Genomic DNA, 19,339 nt, shown 5'->3' on the forward strand with positions numbered 1-19,339 from the left:
TCAGTGCGGGATGCCGTCGATGATCTCCCGTGCGCCCTGCCGCAGCAGCGCCACCGCCACCGAGGTGCCGAGCGTGGCCGGATCGAGTCGGCCCGCCCACTCGTGGGCGTTCAGCCGGGTCTTGCCGTCGGGCGTGAACACACAGGCCCGCAGGGAGAGTTCACCGCTGGCGTCCACCCGCGCGTACCCGGAGATCGGGCTGTTGCAGTGGCCCTGGAGCACATGCAGGAACATCCGCTCGGCCGTCGCCTCCCGGTGGGTGTCCGGGTCGCCGAGCCCGCTGACCGCGTCGATCAGCTCGGTGTCGTCCTCCCGGCACTGCAGGGCGAGGATGCCCGCGCCGATCGGCGGCATCATCGTCTCCGGGGACAGCACCTCGCTGATCACATCGGTGCGCCCGATGCGCTCAAGACCGGCCACCGCGAGCAGCAGCGCGTCCGCCTCGCCGTCGGCCAGCTTCCGGAGCCTGCGGTTGGCGTTGCCGCGGAACGGCACGCACTCCAGATGCGGGTGGGTGGCGGCCAGTTGGGCGATCTTGCGCACCGCGGAGGTGCCGATCCGGGTACCGGCCGGCAGCTCGTCCAGAGTGAGGCCGCCCGGGTGCACCAGCGCGTCACGGATGTCGTCCCGCTTCAGGAACGCGGCGAACACCGTACCGGCGGGCAGCGGCCGGTCGGCGGGCACGTCCTTCACACAGTGCACCGCGAGATCCGCCGCCCCGGCCAGCAGGGCCGCGTCCACCTCCTTGGTGAACGCCCCCTTGCCCTCGACCTGGGCCAGATCGCCGAGCCACTTGTCGCCGGTGGTCTTCACGGGGACGACCTCGGTGCGCACCCCCGGGTGCAGGGCGGCCAACTCGGCGCGGACCCGCTCCACTTGGGCCAGGGCCATGGGCGAGTCACGGGAGACGATTCGGATCAGTTCGGGAACCGGCATGCGCACACGATAGACCCCCGTACCTCATGCCGGGTCCCGGGGCAGGTCCGCCGCCGAGTCCTGCGGGGAAAGATCGGGACGCAGCCTCAGCCAGGACGGCTGACGCAGCAGCCCGGTCCGGGTACGGGTGCTGTAGCCGACCTCGCCGACCAGCCGGGGCAGCACCCAGCGCGCGCCCGGGACGCGGGGCGCCGGCTCGAAGGGGCAGCGCCCGCTCGCCGCGTCCGCGAGCAGCTCCGCGAGCCGGGTCCGCTCAGCCTCGCTCCAGCCGGTGCCCACCCCGCCGACGTACCGCAGCCGCCCGGCCGGGTCCCGCTGGCCCACCAGCACCGCGCCGGGCAGTCCCGCGAGCCGCCCCTTGCCCGGCAGCCAGCCGCCCACGATCACGTCCTCGGCCCGCATGTTGCGGATCTTGATCCAGGCGCGCGAGCGCACCCCGGGCTCGTACACCGAGTCGAGCCGCTTGCACACCAGGCCCTCAAGCCCGTGCTCCCGGGTGGCCGCGAGCGCCTGGGCGCCGTGCCCGGTCACCGCGCCGGGCGTCGACCAGTACGGCCCGGACAGCCCCAGCTCCAGCAGCCGGGCCCGGCGTCGTACGTACGGCTCCCGCAACAGCGGCTGAGCCAGATACGGCACGTCGAACAGCACCAGATGCACCGGCACCTGTGCGGCCCGGCGCGCGGCCCGCGCGGGCGCGTGGGCGAGGCCCATCCGGCTCTGCAGGAGCTGGAAGTCGGCCCGGCCGTCCGGGTCCAGGGCCAGCACCTCGCCGTCGAGGACCGCCGGAGCGGCACCCAGCGCGCCGCCCAGCGGCGCCAGTTCGGGATACGCCCCGGTGATCACCTCGCCGGAACGGGCGCGCAGCACCAGGGAGCCGTCCCCGGGCAGATAGGCCATCACCCGCTGCCCGTCCTGCTTGGTCTCGTACGCCCAGCGCGCGTCCTGCGCGGCGGGCGGCAGCGAGCCGGGGGTGGCGAGCATCGGCGCGATGAACGGCAGTGCGGTGGCGGTCACGGCAGAAGATGTCGACCGATGCGGGCCCCGGCACGCGCCTTCGGCCCCCGGTTCCCCTGAACGGGGTGCCCCGCCGGGCCGCCGCCCGGCCCATGTGTCAGTCCATCGGTCCCGGCGGTCCGTCCGCGTCCAGGCCCGTGCACGCCACCCTCCCGCCCACCTCGGCACACGCCTCCACGCCCCGGGGCGAACCCACCGACAGCATCGGACTGTTGACGCCGGTCACATCGTCGGCCGGATAGCTCGCGGAGAGGATGTCGTCGCCCGCGCGCACCGACACCTCCCGGGCCAGCCGGCCGCGCACCCGCACCTCCGACCAGGCGGTGCGGCAGGACGGCGAGTAGCGCAGCCGTACGGCATAGGCGCGGTCGGCGACCCTGCTCCTGGTCTGCGCGTCCCGGGCGCACACCGAGGCGTCGGGCAACTCGCCCCGGCAGGAGGACCCGTGACAGCGCGGCACCTCGCTCAGGGGCTGGGCCACCGGCGCGGACCCCGGACGTCCGGACAGGGCCACGGCCGCGGCGACCGCCGCGGCCGCGCCGAACAGGGCGAGCACCGACACCGGGATCCACAGCGGGAGCCAGGACGAGCGGCGGCCGCCGGGGCTCTCCTCGGGCGGTTCCAGGGGCGCGGGCTCGTCGGCCGCCTCCCACAGTGCCAGTACGGCCGCGGCGTCGGCCTCGGCCAGCCGGCACAGGGCCTCCACCGCGGGCCGCGGCGGCCGCTTGCCGCCCGAAAGATAGCGGTGCCAGGCGGACTTGCTGTACGGGGTGCGCGCGGCCAGCGCCGCCAGGCTCAGACCTGTACGGTCCTTCAGCTCGCGCAGTGTCACCACCAGCGACTCGTCCGGCGCGGTCGATCCTTGGGGGTGCCGCATCGTGCGTTCCTCGACTCCCATTCCCCTATGGGCGTTTCGCCCCTGATGCCGGGATGGTTTCCCTGCCGGACGGCCGCTGCAACACCGGACGAGGTATGGGCCGGGTCAAGCGCCCTCATGCCGAAGGCCTGTTCGGGACGCGGCTCCCGGACAGGCCCTCGGCGGTCAGTGGGTGATGCGGCGGACGCCCGTCAGCACCAGGGGACGTACCGGCCGGTGGTCACGTAGTGGGCGGAGACGTAGCCCCGGTGCTGGGGGAGCCGGTACCAGACGTGGTTGCCCTGCACCCGGGAGCCGTAGGTCTTGCAGCTGACCGAGATGAGCCGGTTGGTGTGCCGGCTGCCGACCACCCGGTAGCCGGTGCCCGGGCCGGAGCGGACGTTGAGCCGGATGCCGCGGGTGGCGACCCGGCCGGTGTGGTATGGCTGGGTGTGGACGGGGTGTTGCGGGGCGGCGACGGCGGCCACCGGGTGGGCGGTGACGGTGCTCGCCGCGGCGGCACCGGCCGTCGCGGGGAGCAGGGCGAGCACCGCGGCCGCGGCCGGCAGAACGCTCTTGAGGGCCCGACGGATCATGGAAACCTCCGGCTGTCGATCTCGTGACCACGAACCGTGATCACGCCGCCCAGCCTTGCCGTGCGAACCCCTCACCATGCCGTTTCGCTGTCCCCTGGGACGGCGTGGGACGTCCCGGGGCGCGGGCCGCCGGCCTGATCTCGCGGGAGGCGCGGAGCCGGGCGGACGTACCGGAGCGACTCGGTCCGTGCCTCTCACGCCACTGGGACGAAAAGGTTGAGTCGTGCAATGTCCGCGTAGACTCGGAGGCATGCCCGCGCCCTCGCCGTCCGGCCCGAACGCGACCTCCCCGGAGGTCGCCGAGATCGAGCGGGCCCTCACCCGCATCACCTACCTCGGCACCCGCACCCGGCATCACGACCGGCTGCGGGCCCTGGCCGACGTGCCGCTGGACCGGGCCGCGGTGGCGCTGCTGCGGCAGATCGCGGACTGCGTGCCGATGCGGCCGGGGGAGGTGGCGCACCGGCTCGGGGTCGAGGCCTCGCATGTGACCCGGACCGTGCAGCAGCTCCAGCGGGCGGGGTACGTCACCCGGGTGCCCGACCCCGACGACGGGCGCGCCCAGCGGATCCGGCTCACCGAAGCGGGCCGCCTGGCCGTCGGCCGGATCCGGGAGGCCGGGGCAGGGGAGATGCAGCTGGCCCTGTCCGGCTGGCGGCCCGAGGAACTGCGGCAGCTGGCCACGCTGTTCCATCGGATGGTGGACGACTTCCTCGCGTACTCCGCCGAGACGGAGGGCGAGCCGGGCGCGGTGGCGGTGGCCGGGCCGCAGGAGCGGGAGAAGCCGGAGGAGCGGGAGAAACCGGAGGAGCCGGAGGGGCCGGAGACGTAGTCCCGCGAACGGGCCACCCGGCGGCTTACCGTCCAGTAATATCCGGCGGCAGGCCACCAGAGGAGGAACCGGTCATGAGCGAGCGCGTCGAGGTCGGGGACAAGGCGGCGGACTTCGCCCTCCCCGACGAGTCCGGGACCGTCAAGAGCCTCGGCGAACTGCTCGCCGACGGACCCGTGGTCCTCTTCTTCTACCCCGCCGCCCTCACCCCGGGCTGCACCGCCGAGGCCTGCCACTTCCGCGACCTCGCCGCCGAGTTCGCCGCGCTCGGCGCCCGGCCGGTGGGCATCAGCGGCGACGACGTCGACAAGCAGCGGGAGTTCGCAGGACGGCACACGCTCGGCATGCCGCTCCTGTCCGACGCCGACGGCACGGTCCGCGAGCGGTTCGGGGTCAAGCGAGGCTTCACCCTCGCCCCCACCAAGCGCGTCACCTTCGTCATCGCCGAGGACCGCACCGTACTGGAGATCGTCCGCAGCGAGCTGCGCATGAACACCCACGCCGACAAGGCCCTCGCCGCCCTGCGCGCCCACCGGGCATGACCCGGCCCGCGGCCCCCGCGCTTGAGGAGCCGCGACAATCGGATCATTCTGGGCCTTATGGACCGTGTCGCCGCCGTGGCGATCATCGACACTCGGGGCTGGGTGACCGGGTGGAGCGAGGGTGCGCGGCTGCTCACGGGCCACCCGGCCGGGGAGGTCGTGGGCCGCCCCGCGGCGGAGCTGCTCGCCGCGGAACTTCCCGCGGAAGCCCTCGCCGCGCCGACGGGGACACAGCACGGCACCGTCGCCCTGCGGCACCACGACGGCCACCGCCTCGACCTCGCCGTCACCGCCTGCCCCCTCGACAGCGGCGACGGACGGCCCGCGGGCTATGCCGTGACGGCCGAACCGCCCGGCGTCACGCTCGCCGCACAGGCTTTCGAGCAGGCGTCCATGTCGATGTCCGTCTTCGACCTCCAGCAGCGCTATCTCCGCCTGAACGACGCCGCCTGCAAGGTCATCGGCGTCCCCGAGGAGGGGCTGACCGGCCGGTTCTTCCTCGACACCGTGGCCGACACCGAGTCCAACCGGGGCTTCCTGCGCCATCTGCGCGAGGTCGCCGAGACCGGTCTGCCGGTGCGCTACGAGAGCTTCGCCGCCGCGCCCGCGCTGAACCGAGAGCACTTCTGGAGCCTGGAGATGTGGCCGCTGCGCGACGCCTCGGGTACGCAGACCGCGGTCGCCCTGGCCGCCTACGACAGCAACGAGCAGTACTGGGCCAGACGCCGGCTCGCCCTGCTCAACGAGGCCGCCGCCCACATCGGCACCACCCTCGACGTGGTGCGCACCGCCGAGGAACTGATCGAGATCCTCGTCCCGCGCTACGCCGACTTCGCCACCGTCGACCTGCTCGACTGGGTGCTCGGCGCCGACGAGCCCCCGATGGTCGCCGCCGACGACGTCGAGCTGCACCGCGTCGCCTACAAATCCACCCGGCCCGGCAGCCCCGGGGTGGCCGTCCGGGTCGGCGAGACCCAGATCTACCGGCCCCCCGCGCCGCCGGCCTGCGCGCTGCGCGAGGGCCACGCGATCCTCAGCCAGGCGGGCGAGCCGGGATTCCGGGCCTGGCTCGCGGACCGCAATGAGCGCGCGCCCCAGGGCGCCCCCTTCCGGGAGGGCGTGCACTCCATGATCGCCGTACCGCTGCGCGCCCGCGGCACCACCCTGGGCGTCGCGGTCTGCGTGCGGCTGGCGCATCCGGAGGACTACGGCCCCGACGACGCCGTCTTCGCCGAGGAGCTGGCCAGCCGCGCCGCCGTCTGCATCGACAACGCCCGCCGCTTCGCCCGCGAACGCAGCACCGCCCTCGCCCTCCAGCACAGCCTGCTGCCGAGCGGACTGCCCGGACAGGCCGCGCTCGACGTGGCCCACCGCTATCTGCCGTGCGGCTCCCAGGCCGGGATCGGCGGCGACTGGTTCGATGTCATCCCGCTCTCCGGGGGCCGGGTCGGACTGGTCGTCGGCGATGTGGTGGGCCATGGCATCAGCTCCTCGGCCACCATGGGGCGGCTGCGCACCGCCGTGCGCACCCTCGCCGACGTGGACCTGCCGCCCGACGAACTCCTCACCCACCTCGACGATCTGGTGACCCATCTGGCCGCCGAGAACGGCCGCGAGGAGGTCGCCGAGATCGGTGCCACCTGCGTGTACGCCGTCTACGACCCCGTCTCGCGCCGGCTCACGCTCGCCACCGCCGGCCATCCGGCCCCGTTCCTGGTCCTGCCCGGCGGCGACGGCGCCGAGCTCGTGCCCCTCACCGCGGGGCCGCCCCTCGGCATCGGCGGACTGCCCTTCGAGGCAACGGAGCTGGAGCTGCCCGAGGGCTCCGTGGTGGCCCTGTTCACCGACGGCCTGGTCGCCCACCGCGCCGGGAACCCGGACGGCGCCGACGACGAGCTGCGCCGCGCCGTCGGGGCCCCCGCCGACTCCCTCGACGCCCTCGCCGACGGCGTCCTCAAGGCCGTACTGCCCGACCAGCCCGGCGACGACGTGGCCCTGCTGCTGGTGCGCACCCGGGCCCTCGGCGCCGACCGGGTCGCCACCTGGGACGTCCCCGCCCACCCCGCCCAGGTCGCCGTCGTCCGGCAGGCCGCAGGTGAGCAACTGGCCGCCTGGGGGCTGGAGGAGACCGCGTTCGTCACCGAACTCGTCGTCAGCGAACTCGTCACCAACGCCATCCGCTACGGCGAACCCCCCATCCAGCTACGGCTGATCCGCGACCGCGCCCTCATCTGCGAGGTCTCCGACACCAGTTCCACCTCCCCGCATCTGCGCCGGGCGCACGCCTACGACGAGGGCGGCCGGGGACTGCTGCTGGTCGCGCAGCTCACCCAGCGCTGGGGGAGCAGGCAGACGGCCGCGGGCAAGACCATCTGGGCCGAACAGCCGCTCCCCGACGCCTGATCGCCCCCTACTGGAAGGCGCAGCCCGGGTTCGGCGCGTCCTCCGAGAACGGGGAGCCGTGCGGCAGCACGTACAGCACATCGAGCACCACCGGGGTGTCCCCGAGGTTGCGGCCTATGTGCACGTTCCCCGGCCCGGCCGGCTCCTGTATCGGCGCGCCCGCCCGGTACACCCCGTCCGGGCCACAGGCGGAGTCGAAGTGGCTCAGGGTGCCCTGGCGCACCACGCCGTACAGGGGGCCGTCGTGGTAGTGCCAGCCGGTGCTCTGGCCGGGCGGGACGGTGATCTCCCGCAGGGTGTAGTCGGTGTTCCCGACGGTTCGTTCACTGATCGTGCGGGCCGTCACCCCGGGGCCCGCCGGGGTCGCCCCCGCGGGCAGGCAGGTAAGTACGGTGGCGGCGGTCACGGCGCCGAGCAGGGCGGCGGCGCGCGGTGCTGTGCGCATGGGGATGCCTCCAGGGGAGCGAGGGATGTCGGCGCGAACATAGGCTCCTCGCACATCTGTTGGGGCCGGAATCGGGGAATCCGGATTGTCGGTGCCCGCCCGGTCGACACTTGCTCGGCCGGCGCTTGCCCGGTCGGCGCTCGCCAGGTCCGCCCGTGTCCGGTCAGCACGCGCCGCCGTCCGCCGCGACCTGGGCGAGGGTGCGCCCGGTGCGCACCGAACGGGCCCGCCGGGGGTCGGGGGACCCGTGCCCGGCCTTGTGCGCCGCGCCCTTGCGCACCAGCAGCCAGTGGTCCTCCCCGTCCCGGCCCCGGAAACGTGTCAGGGCGTACTCGCCGCGCAGCTTGGTGCCGTGCAGCCGGAACGTGGCGTGTCCGCGCTTGAGCGACTCGGCGAAGTCCACCGGCCGTCCCTGCCGGTCATGGCTCAGCGGCTCGTACGTCCCCCGGTCCCACACGATCACCGTGCCGCCGCCGTACTCGCCCTTCGGGATCACGCCCTCGAAGTCCTCGTACGCCAGCGGATGGTCCTCCGTCGGCACGGCGAGCCGCTTGTCGCCGGGGTCGGCGGACGGGCCCCTCGGCACGGACCAGGACTTCAGGACGTCGCCCACCTGGAGCCGGAAGTCGAAGTGCATCCGGCGGGCGTCGTGGATCTGCACCACGAACCGCGGCCGCCCGTCGCCCCCGCTCCCGGCGTCCTGTCCGGCCGAGGGTTCCCGGCCTTCGCTCACACGTTCCCGCCCGTCGGCCGAGGGTTCCCGGGTCCGCTCGAAGTCGCGCCTGCCGCGGTACGTCCGCAGCCGGTCCTCCGCTGCCACCTGCGGCTCCTTCCGTGCGTCGGCCTCACCGGGCCCCGGGTACCCCGCTCACACCGGTCTCAGAACTCCTCGTGCGTCTCCGGGTCGCCGCCGAGCCGGGTCGGGGCGTGCCGGGCGATCGCGGCCATCTGGTCCGAGTCCAGCTCGAAGCCGAAGACGTCCAGGTTGGCGCGCTGCCGCTCGGGGTCGGCGGACTTCGGGATGGGCAGCGCGCCCAGCTGGACGTGCCAGCGCAGCAGCACCTGCCCGGGGCTCACCCCGTGCTCGTCGGCGATCCGGCCGACCCGCGCATCGCCCAGCAGATGGCCGCCCCGGCCCAGCGGGCTCCAGCTCTCGGTGAGAATGCCCTGGTCCGCATGGAAGGCGCGCAGTTCCTCCTGCGGGAACAGCGGGTGCAGCTCGATCTGGTTCACCGACGGCAGCACACCGGTCTCCTTCTCCAGGCGCACGATGTGCTCCGGGGTGAAGTTGGAGACGCCGATCGAGCGGATCAGACCGTCCTCCCGGAGCTTGATCATCGCCTTCCAGGAATCGACGTACTTGCCGACCCGGGGGTTCGGCCAGTGGATCAGGTACAGGTCCACGTACTCCACGCCGAGTCGCCGCCGGGACTCCTCGAAGGAGGCCAGGGTCTCCTGGTAGCCGTGGTGGCGGCCCGGCAGCTTGGTCGTCACCACCAGTTCCTCGCGGGGCACCCCGGCGTCCGCGAGGGCACGGCCCACGCCGGTCTCGTTGCGGTAGTTCACCGCGGTGTCCACCAGCCGGTAGCCGAGGCCGAGCGCCTCGCGTACGGCCCGCTCGGCCGCGGTGTCGTCCAGCGGCCAGGTGCCGAGGCCGAGGGCGGGGATCGTCGTTCCGTCGTTGAGCGTGTGCACCGGTATGCCGTTCACGGGGAGACCTTCCGCTCGACAGTGTCGTGCCACCAGCCTCATGGATAGGGTGAGTGGTGATCAACCGGACGGGCGCGACGTGGCCGGTGGACGGCACGGGCCCCGGGGCCGGTACGGACGAGCAGCGGAGCGCGCGCATGACGACGGACAGGGCCGCCGCGCGGCAGCAGGAGCGGCAGCGGGAATGGCCGGATCCGGCCACCGGTGTGGACATGCGGGCCGGGGGCGCGGAGGTGCGGCCGGTCGCCGGGCACATCGGCGCCGAGATCACCGGCGTGGACCTCGCCGCACCCCTCGACGACGCGGTGGCCGACCTGATCCGGCGGGCCGTGCTGCGCTGGAAGGTGGTGTTCTTCCGGGACCAGCGCCTGGACCACGCCGGGCAGGTCGCCTTCGCCCGCCGCTTCGGCGAACCGGTGCTCCTCGGCCGCCGCGGCGGCGCCTCGCCCCCGGACTTCCCCGAGGTGGAGACCACCGCCGACCGGCTGGAACTGGGCGGCCGCTACGGCATGGACCACGAGGAGTGGCTCGCCCGCCGCCGCCCCCATCTGCTGCGCGGCTGGCACTGCGACCACGGCGCCCGCGTCGACCCGCCCGCCGCGACCATTCTGCGCGCCGAGTCCGTCCCGCCCTACGGCGGCGACACCACCTGGGCCAATCTGGCGGCCGCCTACGCGGGCCTGTCCGCGCCGGTGCGCGCCTTCGTGGACGGGCTGCGCGCCGAGCACCGGCTCGGCGTCGGCTACCAGCCACGCCCCGGCGACGACGCCTATCTGCGCCACCTCCTGGACCACCAGGTGGCCTGCGAGCACCCCCTGGTGCGGGTGCACCCGGAGACCGGGGAGCGGGTGCTGTTCGTCAACGGCTACTACATCGAGCAGATCACCGGCGTCTCCCGCCCGGAGAGCGCCGCCCTGCTCCAGATGCTCCTCGACCAGGCGGTCCGCCCCGAGTACACGGTCCGCTTCCGCTGGGCGCCCGGCAGCGTCGCCTTCTGGGACAACCGGGCCACCATCCATCTGGCCCCCAGCGACCACACCCGGCTGGACGCGCCCCGGATCATGCACCGGGTGATGCTGCACGGCGAGGTGCCGGTCGGGGTGGACGGCAGGCCCTCCACCCCGGTGACGGGCACCGAGGCGGGCCGCTGGTAGCAGCCGGTACGACGGTCAGAGCGCAGGCTGCCAGCCGAGCGCCGGACCGAGCTTCGTCGCCATGTCGGTCAGGATCTGCACATAGTCCTCGTGCGCGAAGGTGAACGGCAGCGCGAAGGCCACCTCGTCCACCTCGCGGAACGCCGGGTCGGCCCGCAGCCGCTCGGCCAGTTCCGCCGAGGTGCCGACCAGGTCCGGCGCGAACAGCAGCCGCGCCGGGCCCTGCGGGGCGGTGGTGCGCGGCAGCCTCTTGGCGGCGAACTCGGCGTACCGGCCGCGCTGTTCGGGACTCGCCGAGTCGGTGGGTATCACCACCAGGCCCTGCGAGACCCGGGCCGCCGCGCCGTCGGGGTGGTGCGCCCGGAACTCCCGGATGAGGGACCGCTGTATCTCCGCGAAGTCGTACGGCTCCTCGCCCGGGGCCGCCGCCTTGACGACGCTGCTGGTCAGGAAGTTCATCCCGTGCTCGCCCGCCCAGCGCGCGGAGCCGAGGCTGCCGCCGCCGTACCACAGCCGGCCGCCGAGCCCGGGGGAGTGCGGCTGCACCACATCGCTGAACACCTCGAAGCCCTCGACCCCGCTGAAATCGCTGGCGGGCTTGCCGCGCACGAGGTCAAGGAGCCGCCGCACCCGTCCGTGGCCGAAGTCCTCGCTGTCGCCGGTGTCCGGGTACAGGGCGTCCTTCACCTGGTCGTAGTGCATCGGCGGGCCCACGCTGAGCCCCGGGTTCAGCCGGCCGCCGGACAGCAGGTCGACGGTCGCCAGGTCCTCGGCGAGGCGCAGCGGGTTCTCCCAGCCGAGCGGTATGACCGCGGTGCCCAGTTCGATGCGGCGGGTGCGCTGGGAGGCGGCGGCGAGGACCGCGACCGGGGACGAGATGCCGTACTGGAGATGGCGGTGGCGGACCCAGGCGCTGTCGAAGCCGAGCCGCTCGCCCAGTTCGATGATCTCCAGCGTGGACTCGTGTCCCCGGGCCGGGTCCGCAGGGTCGAACAGGCCGATGGTGAGGAAGCCCAGCTTGCGCAGGGGGCGTGGGGTGGACGGCACGGGCTCCTCCAGCGGTCGTACTGCGGTTCGCCATCGAGTGTGGCAGCCGAGTGTGACAACTGTGTGATCGGATTTCGGCGCGGGGCCCGGACCGTCCGGCGGGGTCGCTTCAAAGGGTTCGCTTCAAAAGGTTCCCTTCAGGGGTCACTGCAGCGGGATGACGACCTCGTCCTCCAGCGGCGGGTCCAGTTCCTGCGGCCGGTTGCCGGTCGCGGCGAAGCAGCGGACGCGGATCTCCTGCGCGCCGACGTCCAGGCGCAGGAAGGACTTGAAGAAGGGCGGGGTGTAGGTGACGGAGGACGGCGAGAACAGCTGGGTGTACATCTTGCGCACCGGCAGCCGGATGCGTGCGGTGCGGTCGGGGCGGCCGCCGGCGCCCAGCAGGCTCGCGACCAGACGGGTGCGCCGGGTGACCCGGGTGTCGGGACCGGGGGCGCGGCCGGGTTCGATGCCGAGGCGTTCGGCGATCACGGCCGTGGCCTCCGACTCGCTGAGCCCGAGGCGGGGCAGGCGCAGCCGGCGGGCGTAGAGGTGACTGTAGAAGGCGAGCGAGTCGCCGCGCAGCGGGTAGCAGCGGAAGTCGCGTTCGGTGACCCCGCCGATCGACACCCGCGGGATGGTGTGGGTGGCGTGCATGAACGCCCCACCGCCGCCCGCGACGATGTACTGGAGGGTGCGGCCGTCCACCTGGACCGGATAGCGCTGGTAGTTGTGGATGTCACCGCCGATCGCGGCCACATAGTGGTGCTCCGGGGCCCGGACGATGTCGTCCACGGTGCCGCCGCCGTCGATGGGGCACGGGTGGTGCTCGCCGTCGACGTACAGCGGTGACCCGGTGATCAGGATCTTCGGGCGCGGGCCCTTGGACACCTCGCGCAGCCAGGCGCCCTGTTCGGCGTCGAGGGTGCCCAGCAGTCCGGTGTCGATACCGATCAGGCGCACCGGCCCGGCGTCCAACGCCCAGTAGGGGCCCGGCTGTTCGGCCTGCTGCTCGGGCGCCGACCGCAACTTCCGCGCCTCGTCCAGGTGTTGACCGTCCGTCGGGCGCGGCCGGTGCCACAGCAGCGCCTGCCACCAGGCCCGGCCGAGCGGGCGGGGCCTGGGCGCGGGATCCAGCGGCGGGGTGTCGGCGCAGAAGACCCGCATGAAGGCGCCGAGGTCCTCGTACCAGTCGTGGTTTCCGGGTATCGCGTAGATCGGCGCCGGGTAGTCCCGGTACGGCCGGAAGAACTTGTTCTCGTAGTCGTCGGCGCTGCCCACCGGGTAGATGACATCGCTGGTGATCACCGCGAACTCGGTGCCCTGACCGGTCTTCAGGAACCCGGGCACGGCGGCGTACTGGGACTCGCCGCCCTCGCCGGTGTCGCCGATGACCATGAAGGAGAACCGGTCCGGCACCTCCCGCCGGAACACCTTGTCGGCGGGCGCCCCGGCGGACTGCCGCCGGGCCGCCCACCGGCCGCGGGTACGGCCGGTGGGGTCGCCGAACCAGGAGGCCAGCACGCCGTTGCGGGCCGCCCACAGCGTTCTGGGGTTCAGCCAGGACACCTTCTGGACGTGGGGTGGCAGCAACTGCTTGTAGGCACCCGGCTCGGCCGAGCCCCAGCCGGCGCCCTGTGCGGTATCGCGTGAGGAGTCAGACACGCGGAGCACCGTAACAACGCGCCGACCAGCGGCGGGAGACCGGGCTTCGGGCCTCAGGCGGGCAGCTTTGCCAGCCAGTCGAGGAGCAGGCGGTTGGTCTCCTCGGGGCGCTCCTGCTGGATCCAGTGGCCGCAGTCGTCGAGCAACTGCGAGGAGACCAGGCCCGGCAGGGTGCGGGGGAACGCCTTGATGGCGTCGGACAGCCAGGACATGGTGGCGTCCAGGGCGCCGCCGATGAACAGGGACGGCTGGGTGAGGGGGGCGCCCTCATGGGCGGCGAGGTCCGCCCAGTCGCGGTCCATGTTCCGGTAGCGGTTGAGCGCTCCGGTCAGCCCGGTCCGCTCGAACTCGCCTGCGTAGAAGTCGAGTTCGGCCTCGCCGAGCCACCCGGGCAGCGGCCCGTCGGGGCACCGGTCGCGCAGGGTGCCGCCGGGGCTGACCACGTATGGGACGGGGTCGCCGGGTCCGGGCATGGTCCCGGCGGACAGGGCCCGGTAGAAGGCCGCGAGCCAGCCGCGTACATCGGGCTCGATCTCGGCCTCGGCACGGCCCGGCTCCTGGAAGTAGGAGATGTAGAACTCGTCCTTCCCGCCGCCCATATGGGCGAAGACCTCGGTCGGCCGGGACTTTCCGCGCGGGGTGTACGGCACGCTGAGCATGCCCACCGCCCGGAAGACCTCGGGACGGAGCAGGCCCGAGCCCGAGGCGATGGCGGAACCCCAGTCGTGGCCGACGACCACCGCCGACTCCTCGCCGAGCGCGTGCACCACCGAGACGTTGTCCGCCACGAGTTCGGTCAGCCGGTACGCGTCCGTCGCGGCCGGCTTGGAGGACCGGCCGTAGCCGCGGACATCGATGGCCACCGCCCGGTACCCGGCCGCCGCGAGGGCCGGCAGCTGATGGCGCCAGGAGTACCAGGACTCCGGGAAGCCGTGCACCAGCAGCACCAGCGGCCCGCTGCCCTGCTCCACGAGATGGATCCGCCCCGCCTCGGTGGGCACCAGCCGGTGCGTCGGTTCGCTGATGTGTGTCATGAGCCCTCCCGTGGGCTGTCGAGTGAACATGAGCTGTCGGGTGAAGGGGATTTCAGGCCGTCTCGCGGTGCAACGAGGCGACGGCGTGCGCGGTCGCGGCGCCGATCGCGGCATTGATCGCGGCGTCGTCCGCGCCCGGCCGCGATCTGGTGAAGACCGCGGCGGCGTACTGACGGCCGTCCGGATACGAGACGACGCCGACCTCATTGCGTACGATCCCGGCGAGCCCACCGCTCTTGGCCGCCACCCGCACGGGCGTCCGGAACCCGCTCGCGATCCGGTGCCGGGTGAGCTGGCGGCCCATGACCGCCCGCACCCGCGCGCAGGCCGCCTCCGGCCCCGCCTGCCCGCTCCAGATGAGCCGCAGCAGCCGCACCATGTCGCGCGCTGTCGTACGGGTGCCCGCGCCGGGGGTCAGCGCGCGCACCCCCGGCAACTTCTCGTCGGCGTCCGCCGATTCGGCCGCCGAGGCACGGCCCGACCAGTCGACGAGGTCCGCCCAGCCCGCGCGGCCGAGGTCCTGGCCGATGGAGTCCAGCATGGTGCGCAGATCGGACCGGACGACCGTGTTCCGCAGCCCGAGTCGCGCGGCCGTCGCGTTCAGGGTGTCCACCCCGAGCCGGTTCATCAGCGCGTCCGTGCACGGGTTGTCGCTGATGGTCAGCATCAGGACGACCATGTCCCGCAAGGACAGCGCGACCTCGTCCTCGAACAGCGACACCCCGACCGTACCGGGTGTGCGCTCCGCGCCGCCCAGCACCACCCGCTCCCGCGGATCCAGCCGGCCCTCGGCGAACCAGGTCTCCGCCGCCAGTGCGACCAGCATCTTCATCACCGAGGCGGGTACCACGAGTTGATCGGCATCCACCCCGAATTCCCCTTCCCCGTGCAGAGGTTGGACGAGCAGCGTGCCCGTGCAGCCCGCCCGCTCGAAGATCGCTCCTACCGTGTCGACCGTCATGAAGACGATCTTCCCAGGGTGGTCCCTGCCGTCACAGGCGCCCCAACAGTTGTTTCATGAACGTGAATTGGCCGCTGGGGGAGCGCACAGCGACGTCATAGGGAAAACCCTCGATTGGTTCCCGCGCTGGTGACATGGACGGTTCAAGACTGTCATTCTCCCAGCGCACGCTGATCCCCCACGAGCGCACCACGGATCACGGTCTTCCGCACAGCACCACCCACCGGACAGCAGACCCGGCTGTCCGGTCTCTCACAGGCCGCGACCCGGCGGCCTATGCAGGAGGAGTAAGAGTGAGACCCCACAGACCCCTTTCTCACGGACGTCTGCCCCAGGGACGTTTCTCCAAGCGGGCCACGGTCGGAGCCGCGCTGCTCTCCACCGCGGCCCTCTTCGCCGTCGGTATGCAGGCCGGCCCGGCGACGGCCGCGCCCGCCGCGCACCACCTCAGCCCCCTGCGCGTCGGCGCCCTTGAGGCCAAGCTCAGCCCGGCCCAGCACAAGGCCCTGATCCAGAGCGCCCAGGACAAGACGACCGACACCGCCCGCACCCTCGGCCTCGGCGCCAAGGAGAAGCTGGTCGTCAAGGACGTCACCAAGGACGCCGACGGCACGCTGCACACCCGCTACGAGCGCACCTACGACGGTCTGCCCGTCCTCGGCGGCGACCTGATCGTGCACACCCCGCCCGCCTCGCTGGCGGCCGGCACCGTGAGCGCCACGTACAACAACAAGAACAAGATCCAGGTCTCCTCGACCACGGCGACCTACACCAAGGCCGCGGCCGAGGGCAAGGCGCTGAAGGCCGCCAAGGCCCTGGACGCCGCGAAGCCCGCCGCGGACAGCGCCCGCAAGGTGATCTGGGCCGGCAGCGGCACCCCGAAGCTCGCCTGGGAGACCGTGATCGGCGGCTTCCAGGACGACGGCACGCCGAGCAAGCTGCACGTCATCACCGATGCCACCACCGGCAAGGAGCTGTACCGGTACCAGGGCATCGAGACCGGCGTCGGCAACACCCGCTACAGCGGCCAGGTCTCGCTGACCTCGACCCAGTCGGGCTCGTCGTACAACCTGACCGACGGCACGCGCGGCGGTCACAAGACGTACAACCTGAACCACGGCTCCTCCGGCACCGGCACCCTGTTCTCGCAGAGCAGCGACACCTGGGGCGACGGCACCAACTCCAACGCCGCCACGGCCGGCGCGGACGCCGCCTACGGCGCACAGGAGACGTGGGACTTCTACAAGAACACGTTCGGGCGCAGCGGCATCAAGAACGACGGTGTCGGCGCCTACTCCCGGACGCACTACGGCAACTCGTACGTGAACGCGTTCTGGGACGACAGCTGCTTCTGCATGACGTACGGCGACGGCTCCGGGAACAACGACCCGCTGACCGCGCTGGACGTCGCCGGTCACGAGATGAGCCACGGTGTCACCTCCAACACCGCGGGCCTCGACTACTCCGGCGAGTCGGGCGGCCTGAACGAGGCCACCTCCGACATCTTCGGCACGGGCGTGGAGTTCTACGCGAACAACAGCTCGGATCCCGGTGACTACCTCATCGGCGAGAAGATCAATATCAACGGTGACGGCACCCCGCTGCGCTACATGGACAAGCCGAGCAAGGACGGCGGTTCGGCGGACAGCTGGTACTCGGGCGTCGGCAACCTCGATGTGCACTACTCCTCGGGTCCGGCGAACCACATGTTCTACCTGCTCTCCGAGGGCAGCGGCAGCAAGGTCATCAACGGTGTGACCTACAACAGCCCGACCTCCGACGGTGTCGCCGTCACCGGCATCGGCCGGGACGCCGCCCTCCAGATCTGGTACAAGGCGCTCACGTCGTACATGACGTCCAGCACCAACTACGCCGGTGCCCGCACCGCGGCGCTCAACGCGGCCGCCGCGCTCTACGGCACCAACTCCGCGCAGTACGCGGGTGTCGGCAACGCCTTCGCGGGCATCAACGTCGGCAGCCACATCACCCCGCCGAGCAACGGCGTGACGGTCACCAACCCGGGCAGCCAGTCCTCCACCGTGGGCACGGCGGTCAGCCTCCAGGTCCAGGCGAGCAGCACCAACAGCGGCTCCCTGACCTACAGCGCCTCCGGCCTGCCGACCGGTCTGTCGATCAACAGCTCCACCGGTGTGATCTCCGGTACGCCGTCCGCGGCCGGCAGCTACAGCACCACCGTCACGGTGAAGGACTCCACCGGCGCGACCGGTACCGCGACCTTCTCCTGGGCCGTCAGCACCAGCGGTGGCGGCGGCGGTTGCACCTCGACCCAGCTGCTGGCCAACCCGGGCTTCGAGTCGGGCAACACCGGCTGGACCGCGAGCAGCGGTGTCATCACCAACGACACCGGTGAGGCCGCGCACGGCGGCTCGTACAAGGCGTGGATGGACGGCTACGGCACCTCGCACACCGACTCCCTGTCCCAGTCGGTGACGATCCCCGCGGGCTGCAAGGCGACCCTGTCCTTCTACCTGCACATCGACTCCGCCGAGACCACCACCAGCACCGCGTACGACAAGCTGACGGTCACCGCCGGTTCGACCACCCTGGCCTCGTACTCGAACCTGAACAAGGCCTCGGGCTACGTCCAGAAGACCTTCGACCTGTCCTCGCTGGCGGGCCAGACGGTCACCCTGAAGTTCAACGGCGTCGAGGACTCCTCGCTGCAGACCAGCTTCGTCGTGGACGACACGTCCCTGACCACCAGCTGATCACCCGCACCGGCTGAACGCACCGTCCGAACCGAAGGTCCCGCTCCCTCGCCGGGGAGCGGGACCTTCTCGTGCGGTCAGTCCAGCGGGCCCAGGGTGAGGTACGCCTGCTGTGGATCGCCGTCGTTGACCAGCGACTCCTGGTTGCCGACGTCGTCGAAGGCGAACGCGTAGGCCTTGCCGTCGGACATCCGCGCGTGCACCGCCTTCGCGTACTGGTTGGTCACCGCGTCCTGGTAGAAGTCACCGGGCGTGTTGTCCGGCGCCTGCGAACTCACCAGCAGCGTCGAGCGGTTGAACCCGGCGCACAGGGTGCGGGAGATGGGCCCGCGCACGGCGTCGTTGGGCGCGTCGAGCAGCTTGTGGCAGCCGAACACGCTGTCCGCGTCCGGCTTCTGGAAGCTGGTGACGACCGCGCCGGAGGTGTCGGTGAAGTTCATGACGTCACCCGAGACCCGGCCGTAGAACTTCTTGTCCGGCTGATCGGCGAACGGCGTGACGGTCAGCGTCGACGACGCGTACTTCTGCCAGACCCGGTTCACATAGTCGTCCATCGCGCTCGCGGGCAGCGCGCCGGTCTCCACTCCGTACAGCGGCGACAGCGCGCGCAGCACCGAGCCGTCGGAGCCCGTCTGGATCAGCCCGGACCAGCCGCCGGACTGTCCGCGCAGGGCGTCGAAGAATCCCGACCAGCCGCCCTGCTTGAGCTGCCCGGTGGTGCTGACGCTCCCGTCGGCACGGCGCACCCCGACGGAGTACGGCGCCGAGAACATGTCCACCTGCGTGCTGTTGAGCCACAGCCCGGAGTCGTTGAGCGTGTACTCGGACCAGTTGAAGAGGATGTCGTGGTTGGGGTCGGACGGGTTCTGCACGGCCGGCTGCACCAGACCGCCGGTGGTCAGCTTGAAGACGAGCTTCTGGCCGTAGGAGAAGTAGATCCGGCCGGAGAACTTCGGGATGCGGATCGTGGTCGACTGCCCGGCGGCCGGTCCTGGAATCGCCGCGTCCGGCGCGGGAGTCGGCGGATTGCCGCCCGCCGGCCAGGCGTGGAAGGCGCCGTTCGCGTCCGCCCAGCCCTGCTGCCCGGAGGACAGCTGGGTGCCGAGGTCGTAGAGGTAGACGGGCTGGGTGCGGCCCGAGTTGTTGGTGATGGTCAGCGCGATGGTGTCCGGTACGGCCGCCCTGGCGTGTTGGGGGACGCCGAGGGCGAGCGCTCCGCCGACGAGGGCGGCGGCGGCGACTAACGGCAGCGCGCGTCGGGTTCGAGTGTGCGGCACTCTCCACCTCCGTGTGGGGGTCGGGGTCGTACGGACCTCCGATCTCTGGTCCGTACCTGTCTGAGAGCGCTCTCAGACTGGTGCCGAAGTCGTACCCGTGTCAACGATTCCGGCGTGACTTCCCGTCACCCGCAGGCCGCCCCGCACCCGCCCGGCGCC

17 protein-coding genes are annotated in these 19,339 nt (G+C 72.3%); 5 read left to right on the forward strand and 12 right to left on the reverse strand.

What is annotated here, in order from left to right; all coding sequences use genetic code 11:
* From hemC to AB0N90_RS02495, 4 genes are all read right to left on the reverse strand, one after another.
* Positions 1–942, reverse strand: a complete 942-nt coding sequence (hemC, locus tag AB0N90_RS02480) for a hydroxymethylbilane synthase (RefSeq protein WP_172427395.1) — start codon at positions 940–942, stop codon at positions 1–3.
* A gap of 18 nt (positions 943–960) precedes the next feature.
* Positions 961–1,917, reverse strand: coding sequence for an ATP-dependent DNA ligase (locus tag AB0N90_RS02485; RefSeq protein ID WP_365192794.1), 957 nt, complete (start codon positions 1,915–1,917; stop codon positions 961–963).
* Between the two features lie 130 nt (positions 1,918–2,047).
* Complete coding sequence (locus tag AB0N90_RS02490) at positions 2,048–2,827, reverse strand: DUF2690 domain-containing protein (RefSeq protein ID WP_365192399.1); 780 nt, start codon at positions 2,825–2,827, stop codon at positions 2,048–2,050.
* 191 nt (positions 2,828–3,018) lie between these two features.
* Positions 3,019–3,402 carry an SH3 domain-containing protein gene (locus tag AB0N90_RS02495; RefSeq protein ID WP_365192401.1) on the reverse strand — a complete coding sequence of 128 codons (384 nt, stop codon included), beginning with the start codon at positions 3,400–3,402 and terminating at the stop codon, positions 3,019–3,021.
* A 250-nt stretch (positions 3,403–3,652) separates the two neighbouring features.
* Between AB0N90_RS02495 and AB0N90_RS02500 the strand changes: the two genes are divergently transcribed.
* The 3 genes from AB0N90_RS02500 (at position 3,653) to AB0N90_RS02510 (ending at position 7,179) form a co-directional block, all read left to right on the forward strand.
* Positions 3,653–4,234, forward strand: a complete 582-nt coding sequence (locus AB0N90_RS02500; RefSeq protein WP_365192402.1) for a MarR family winged helix-turn-helix transcriptional regulator — start codon at positions 3,653–3,655, stop codon at positions 4,232–4,234.
* Between the two features lie 74 nt (positions 4,235–4,308).
* Positions 4,309–4,776: a peroxiredoxin gene (locus AB0N90_RS02505; RefSeq protein WP_365192404.1), complete on the forward strand. Its 468-nt coding sequence runs from the start codon at positions 4,309–4,311 to the stop codon at positions 4,774–4,776.
* A gap of 57 nt (positions 4,777–4,833) precedes the next feature.
* A complete protein-coding gene (locus AB0N90_RS02510) occupies positions 4,834–7,179 on the forward strand; it encodes a SpoIIE family protein phosphatase (RefSeq protein ID WP_365192405.1) in 2,346 nt (781 codons plus the stop codon).
* Positions 7,180–7,186: 7 nt separating this feature from the next.
* Here the strand turns inward: AB0N90_RS02510 and AB0N90_RS02515 are convergent, their stop codons facing one another.
* The 3 genes from AB0N90_RS02515 to AB0N90_RS02525 all read right to left on the reverse strand — a co-directional run bounded on the left by AB0N90_RS02515 (position 7,187) and on the right by AB0N90_RS02525 (position 9,334).
* A complete protein-coding gene (locus AB0N90_RS02515) occupies positions 7,187–7,624 on the reverse strand; it encodes a cupin domain-containing protein (protein ID WP_365192407.1) in 438 nt (145 codons plus the stop codon).
* A 163-nt stretch (positions 7,625–7,787) separates the two neighbouring features.
* Complete coding sequence (locus AB0N90_RS02520; RefSeq protein WP_365192409.1) at positions 7,788–8,444, reverse strand: DNA polymerase ligase N-terminal domain-containing protein; 657 nt, start codon at positions 8,442–8,444, stop codon at positions 7,788–7,790.
* A 59-nt stretch (positions 8,445–8,503) separates the two neighbouring features.
* On the reverse strand, positions 8,504–9,334 hold the full coding sequence (locus AB0N90_RS02525) for an aldo/keto reductase (RefSeq protein WP_365192411.1): 831 nt from the start codon (positions 9,332–9,334) through the stop codon (positions 8,504–8,506).
* A gap of 212 nt (positions 9,335–9,546) precedes the next feature.
* Between AB0N90_RS02525 and AB0N90_RS02530 the strand changes: the two genes are divergently transcribed.
* Entirely contained in the window at positions 9,547–10,488 is a 942-nt protein-coding gene (locus AB0N90_RS02530; protein WP_365192796.1) for a TauD/TfdA family dioxygenase, read from the forward strand.
* 15 nt (positions 10,489–10,503) lie between these two features.
* Here the strand turns inward: AB0N90_RS02530 and AB0N90_RS02535 are convergent, their stop codons facing one another.
* The 4 genes from AB0N90_RS02535 to AB0N90_RS02550 all read right to left on the reverse strand — a co-directional run bounded on the left by AB0N90_RS02535 (position 10,504) and on the right by AB0N90_RS02550 (position 15,174).
* On the reverse strand, positions 10,504–11,535 hold the full coding sequence (locus AB0N90_RS02535) for an LLM class flavin-dependent oxidoreductase (RefSeq protein ID WP_365192412.1): 1,032 nt from the start codon (positions 11,533–11,535) through the stop codon (positions 10,504–10,506).
* Positions 11,536–11,679: 144 nt separating this feature from the next.
* Positions 11,680–13,179 (reverse strand): metallophosphoesterase, encoded by a 1,500-nt coding sequence (locus tag AB0N90_RS02540; RefSeq protein WP_365192414.1) that lies wholly within the window; start codon positions 13,177–13,179, stop codon positions 11,680–11,682.
* A 53-nt stretch (positions 13,180–13,232) separates the two neighbouring features.
* Positions 13,233–14,213 carry an alpha/beta hydrolase gene (locus tag AB0N90_RS02545; protein ID WP_365192416.1) on the reverse strand — a complete coding sequence of 327 codons (981 nt, stop codon included), beginning with the start codon at positions 14,211–14,213 and terminating at the stop codon, positions 13,233–13,235.
* Positions 14,214–14,265: 52 nt separating this feature from the next.
* The gene (locus tag AB0N90_RS02550; protein ID WP_365192417.1) at positions 14,266–15,174 is read right to left on the reverse strand and encodes a serine hydrolase; all 909 of its coding nucleotides are present in this window, start codon (positions 15,172–15,174) and stop codon (positions 14,266–14,268) included.
* Positions 15,175–15,578: 404 nt separating this feature from the next.
* Between AB0N90_RS02550 and AB0N90_RS02555 the strand changes: the two genes are divergently transcribed.
* The gene (locus tag AB0N90_RS02555) at positions 15,579–17,903 is read left to right on the forward strand and encodes a M4 family metallopeptidase (protein ID WP_365192797.1); all 2,325 of its coding nucleotides are present in this window, start codon (positions 15,579–15,581) and stop codon (positions 17,901–17,903) included.
* A gap of 77 nt (positions 17,904–17,980) precedes the next feature.
* On the opposite strand, the gene AB0N90_RS02560 is transcribed toward AB0N90_RS02555, so the two are convergent.
* A complete protein-coding gene (locus AB0N90_RS02560; RefSeq protein ID WP_361683128.1) occupies positions 17,981–19,153 on the reverse strand; it encodes a glycoside hydrolase family 64 protein in 1,173 nt (390 codons plus the stop codon).
* Positions 19,154–19,339: the final 186 nt, after the last annotated feature.

Source organism: Streptomyces sp. NPDC093018 (assembly GCF_040684035.1).
In the GTDB taxonomy this organism is placed as follows: domain Bacteria; phylum Actinomycetota; class Actinomycetes; order Streptomycetales; family Streptomycetaceae; genus Streptomyces; species Streptomyces murinus.

Coding starts and splice junctions, on each gene's coding strand:
- AB0N90_RS02495 (WP_365192401.1), bottom strand. CDS start 3,402: ATGATCCGTCGGGCCCTCAAGAGCGTTCTGCCGGCCGCGGCCGCGGTG.
- AB0N90_RS02485 (WP_365192794.1), bottom strand. CDS start 1,917: ATGCTCGCCACCCCCGGCTCGCTGCCGCCCGCCGCGCAGGACGCGCGC.
- AB0N90_RS02505 (WP_365192404.1), top strand. CDS start 4,309: ATGAGCGAGCGCGTCGAGGTCGGGGACAAGGCGGCGGACTTCGCCCTC.
- AB0N90_RS02510 (WP_365192405.1), top strand. CDS start 4,834: ATGGACCGTGTCGCCGCCGTGGCGATCATCGACACTCGGGGCTGGGTG.
- AB0N90_RS02545 (WP_365192416.1), bottom strand. CDS start 14,213: ATGACACACATCAGCGAACCGACGCACCGGCTGGTGCCCACCGAGGCG.
- AB0N90_RS02555 (WP_365192797.1), top strand. CDS start 15,579: ATGCAGGCCGGCCCGGCGACGGCCGCGCCCGCCGCGCACCACCTCAGC.
- AB0N90_RS02490 (WP_365192399.1), bottom strand. CDS start 2,827: ATGCGGCACCCCCAAGGATCGACCGCGCCGGACGAGTCGCTGGTGGTG.
- AB0N90_RS02500 (WP_365192402.1), top strand. CDS start 3,653: ATGCCCGCGCCCTCGCCGTCCGGCCCGAACGCGACCTCCCCGGAGGTC.
- AB0N90_RS02515 (WP_365192407.1), bottom strand. CDS start 7,624: ATGCGCACAGCACCGCGCGCCGCCGCCCTGCTCGGCGCCGTGACCGCC.
- AB0N90_RS02550 (WP_365192417.1), bottom strand. CDS start 15,174: ATGACGGTCGACACGGTAGGAGCGATCTTCGAGCGGGCGGGCTGCACG.
- AB0N90_RS02530 (WP_365192796.1), top strand. CDS start 9,547: ATGCGGGCCGGGGGCGCGGAGGTGCGGCCGGTCGCCGGGCACATCGGC.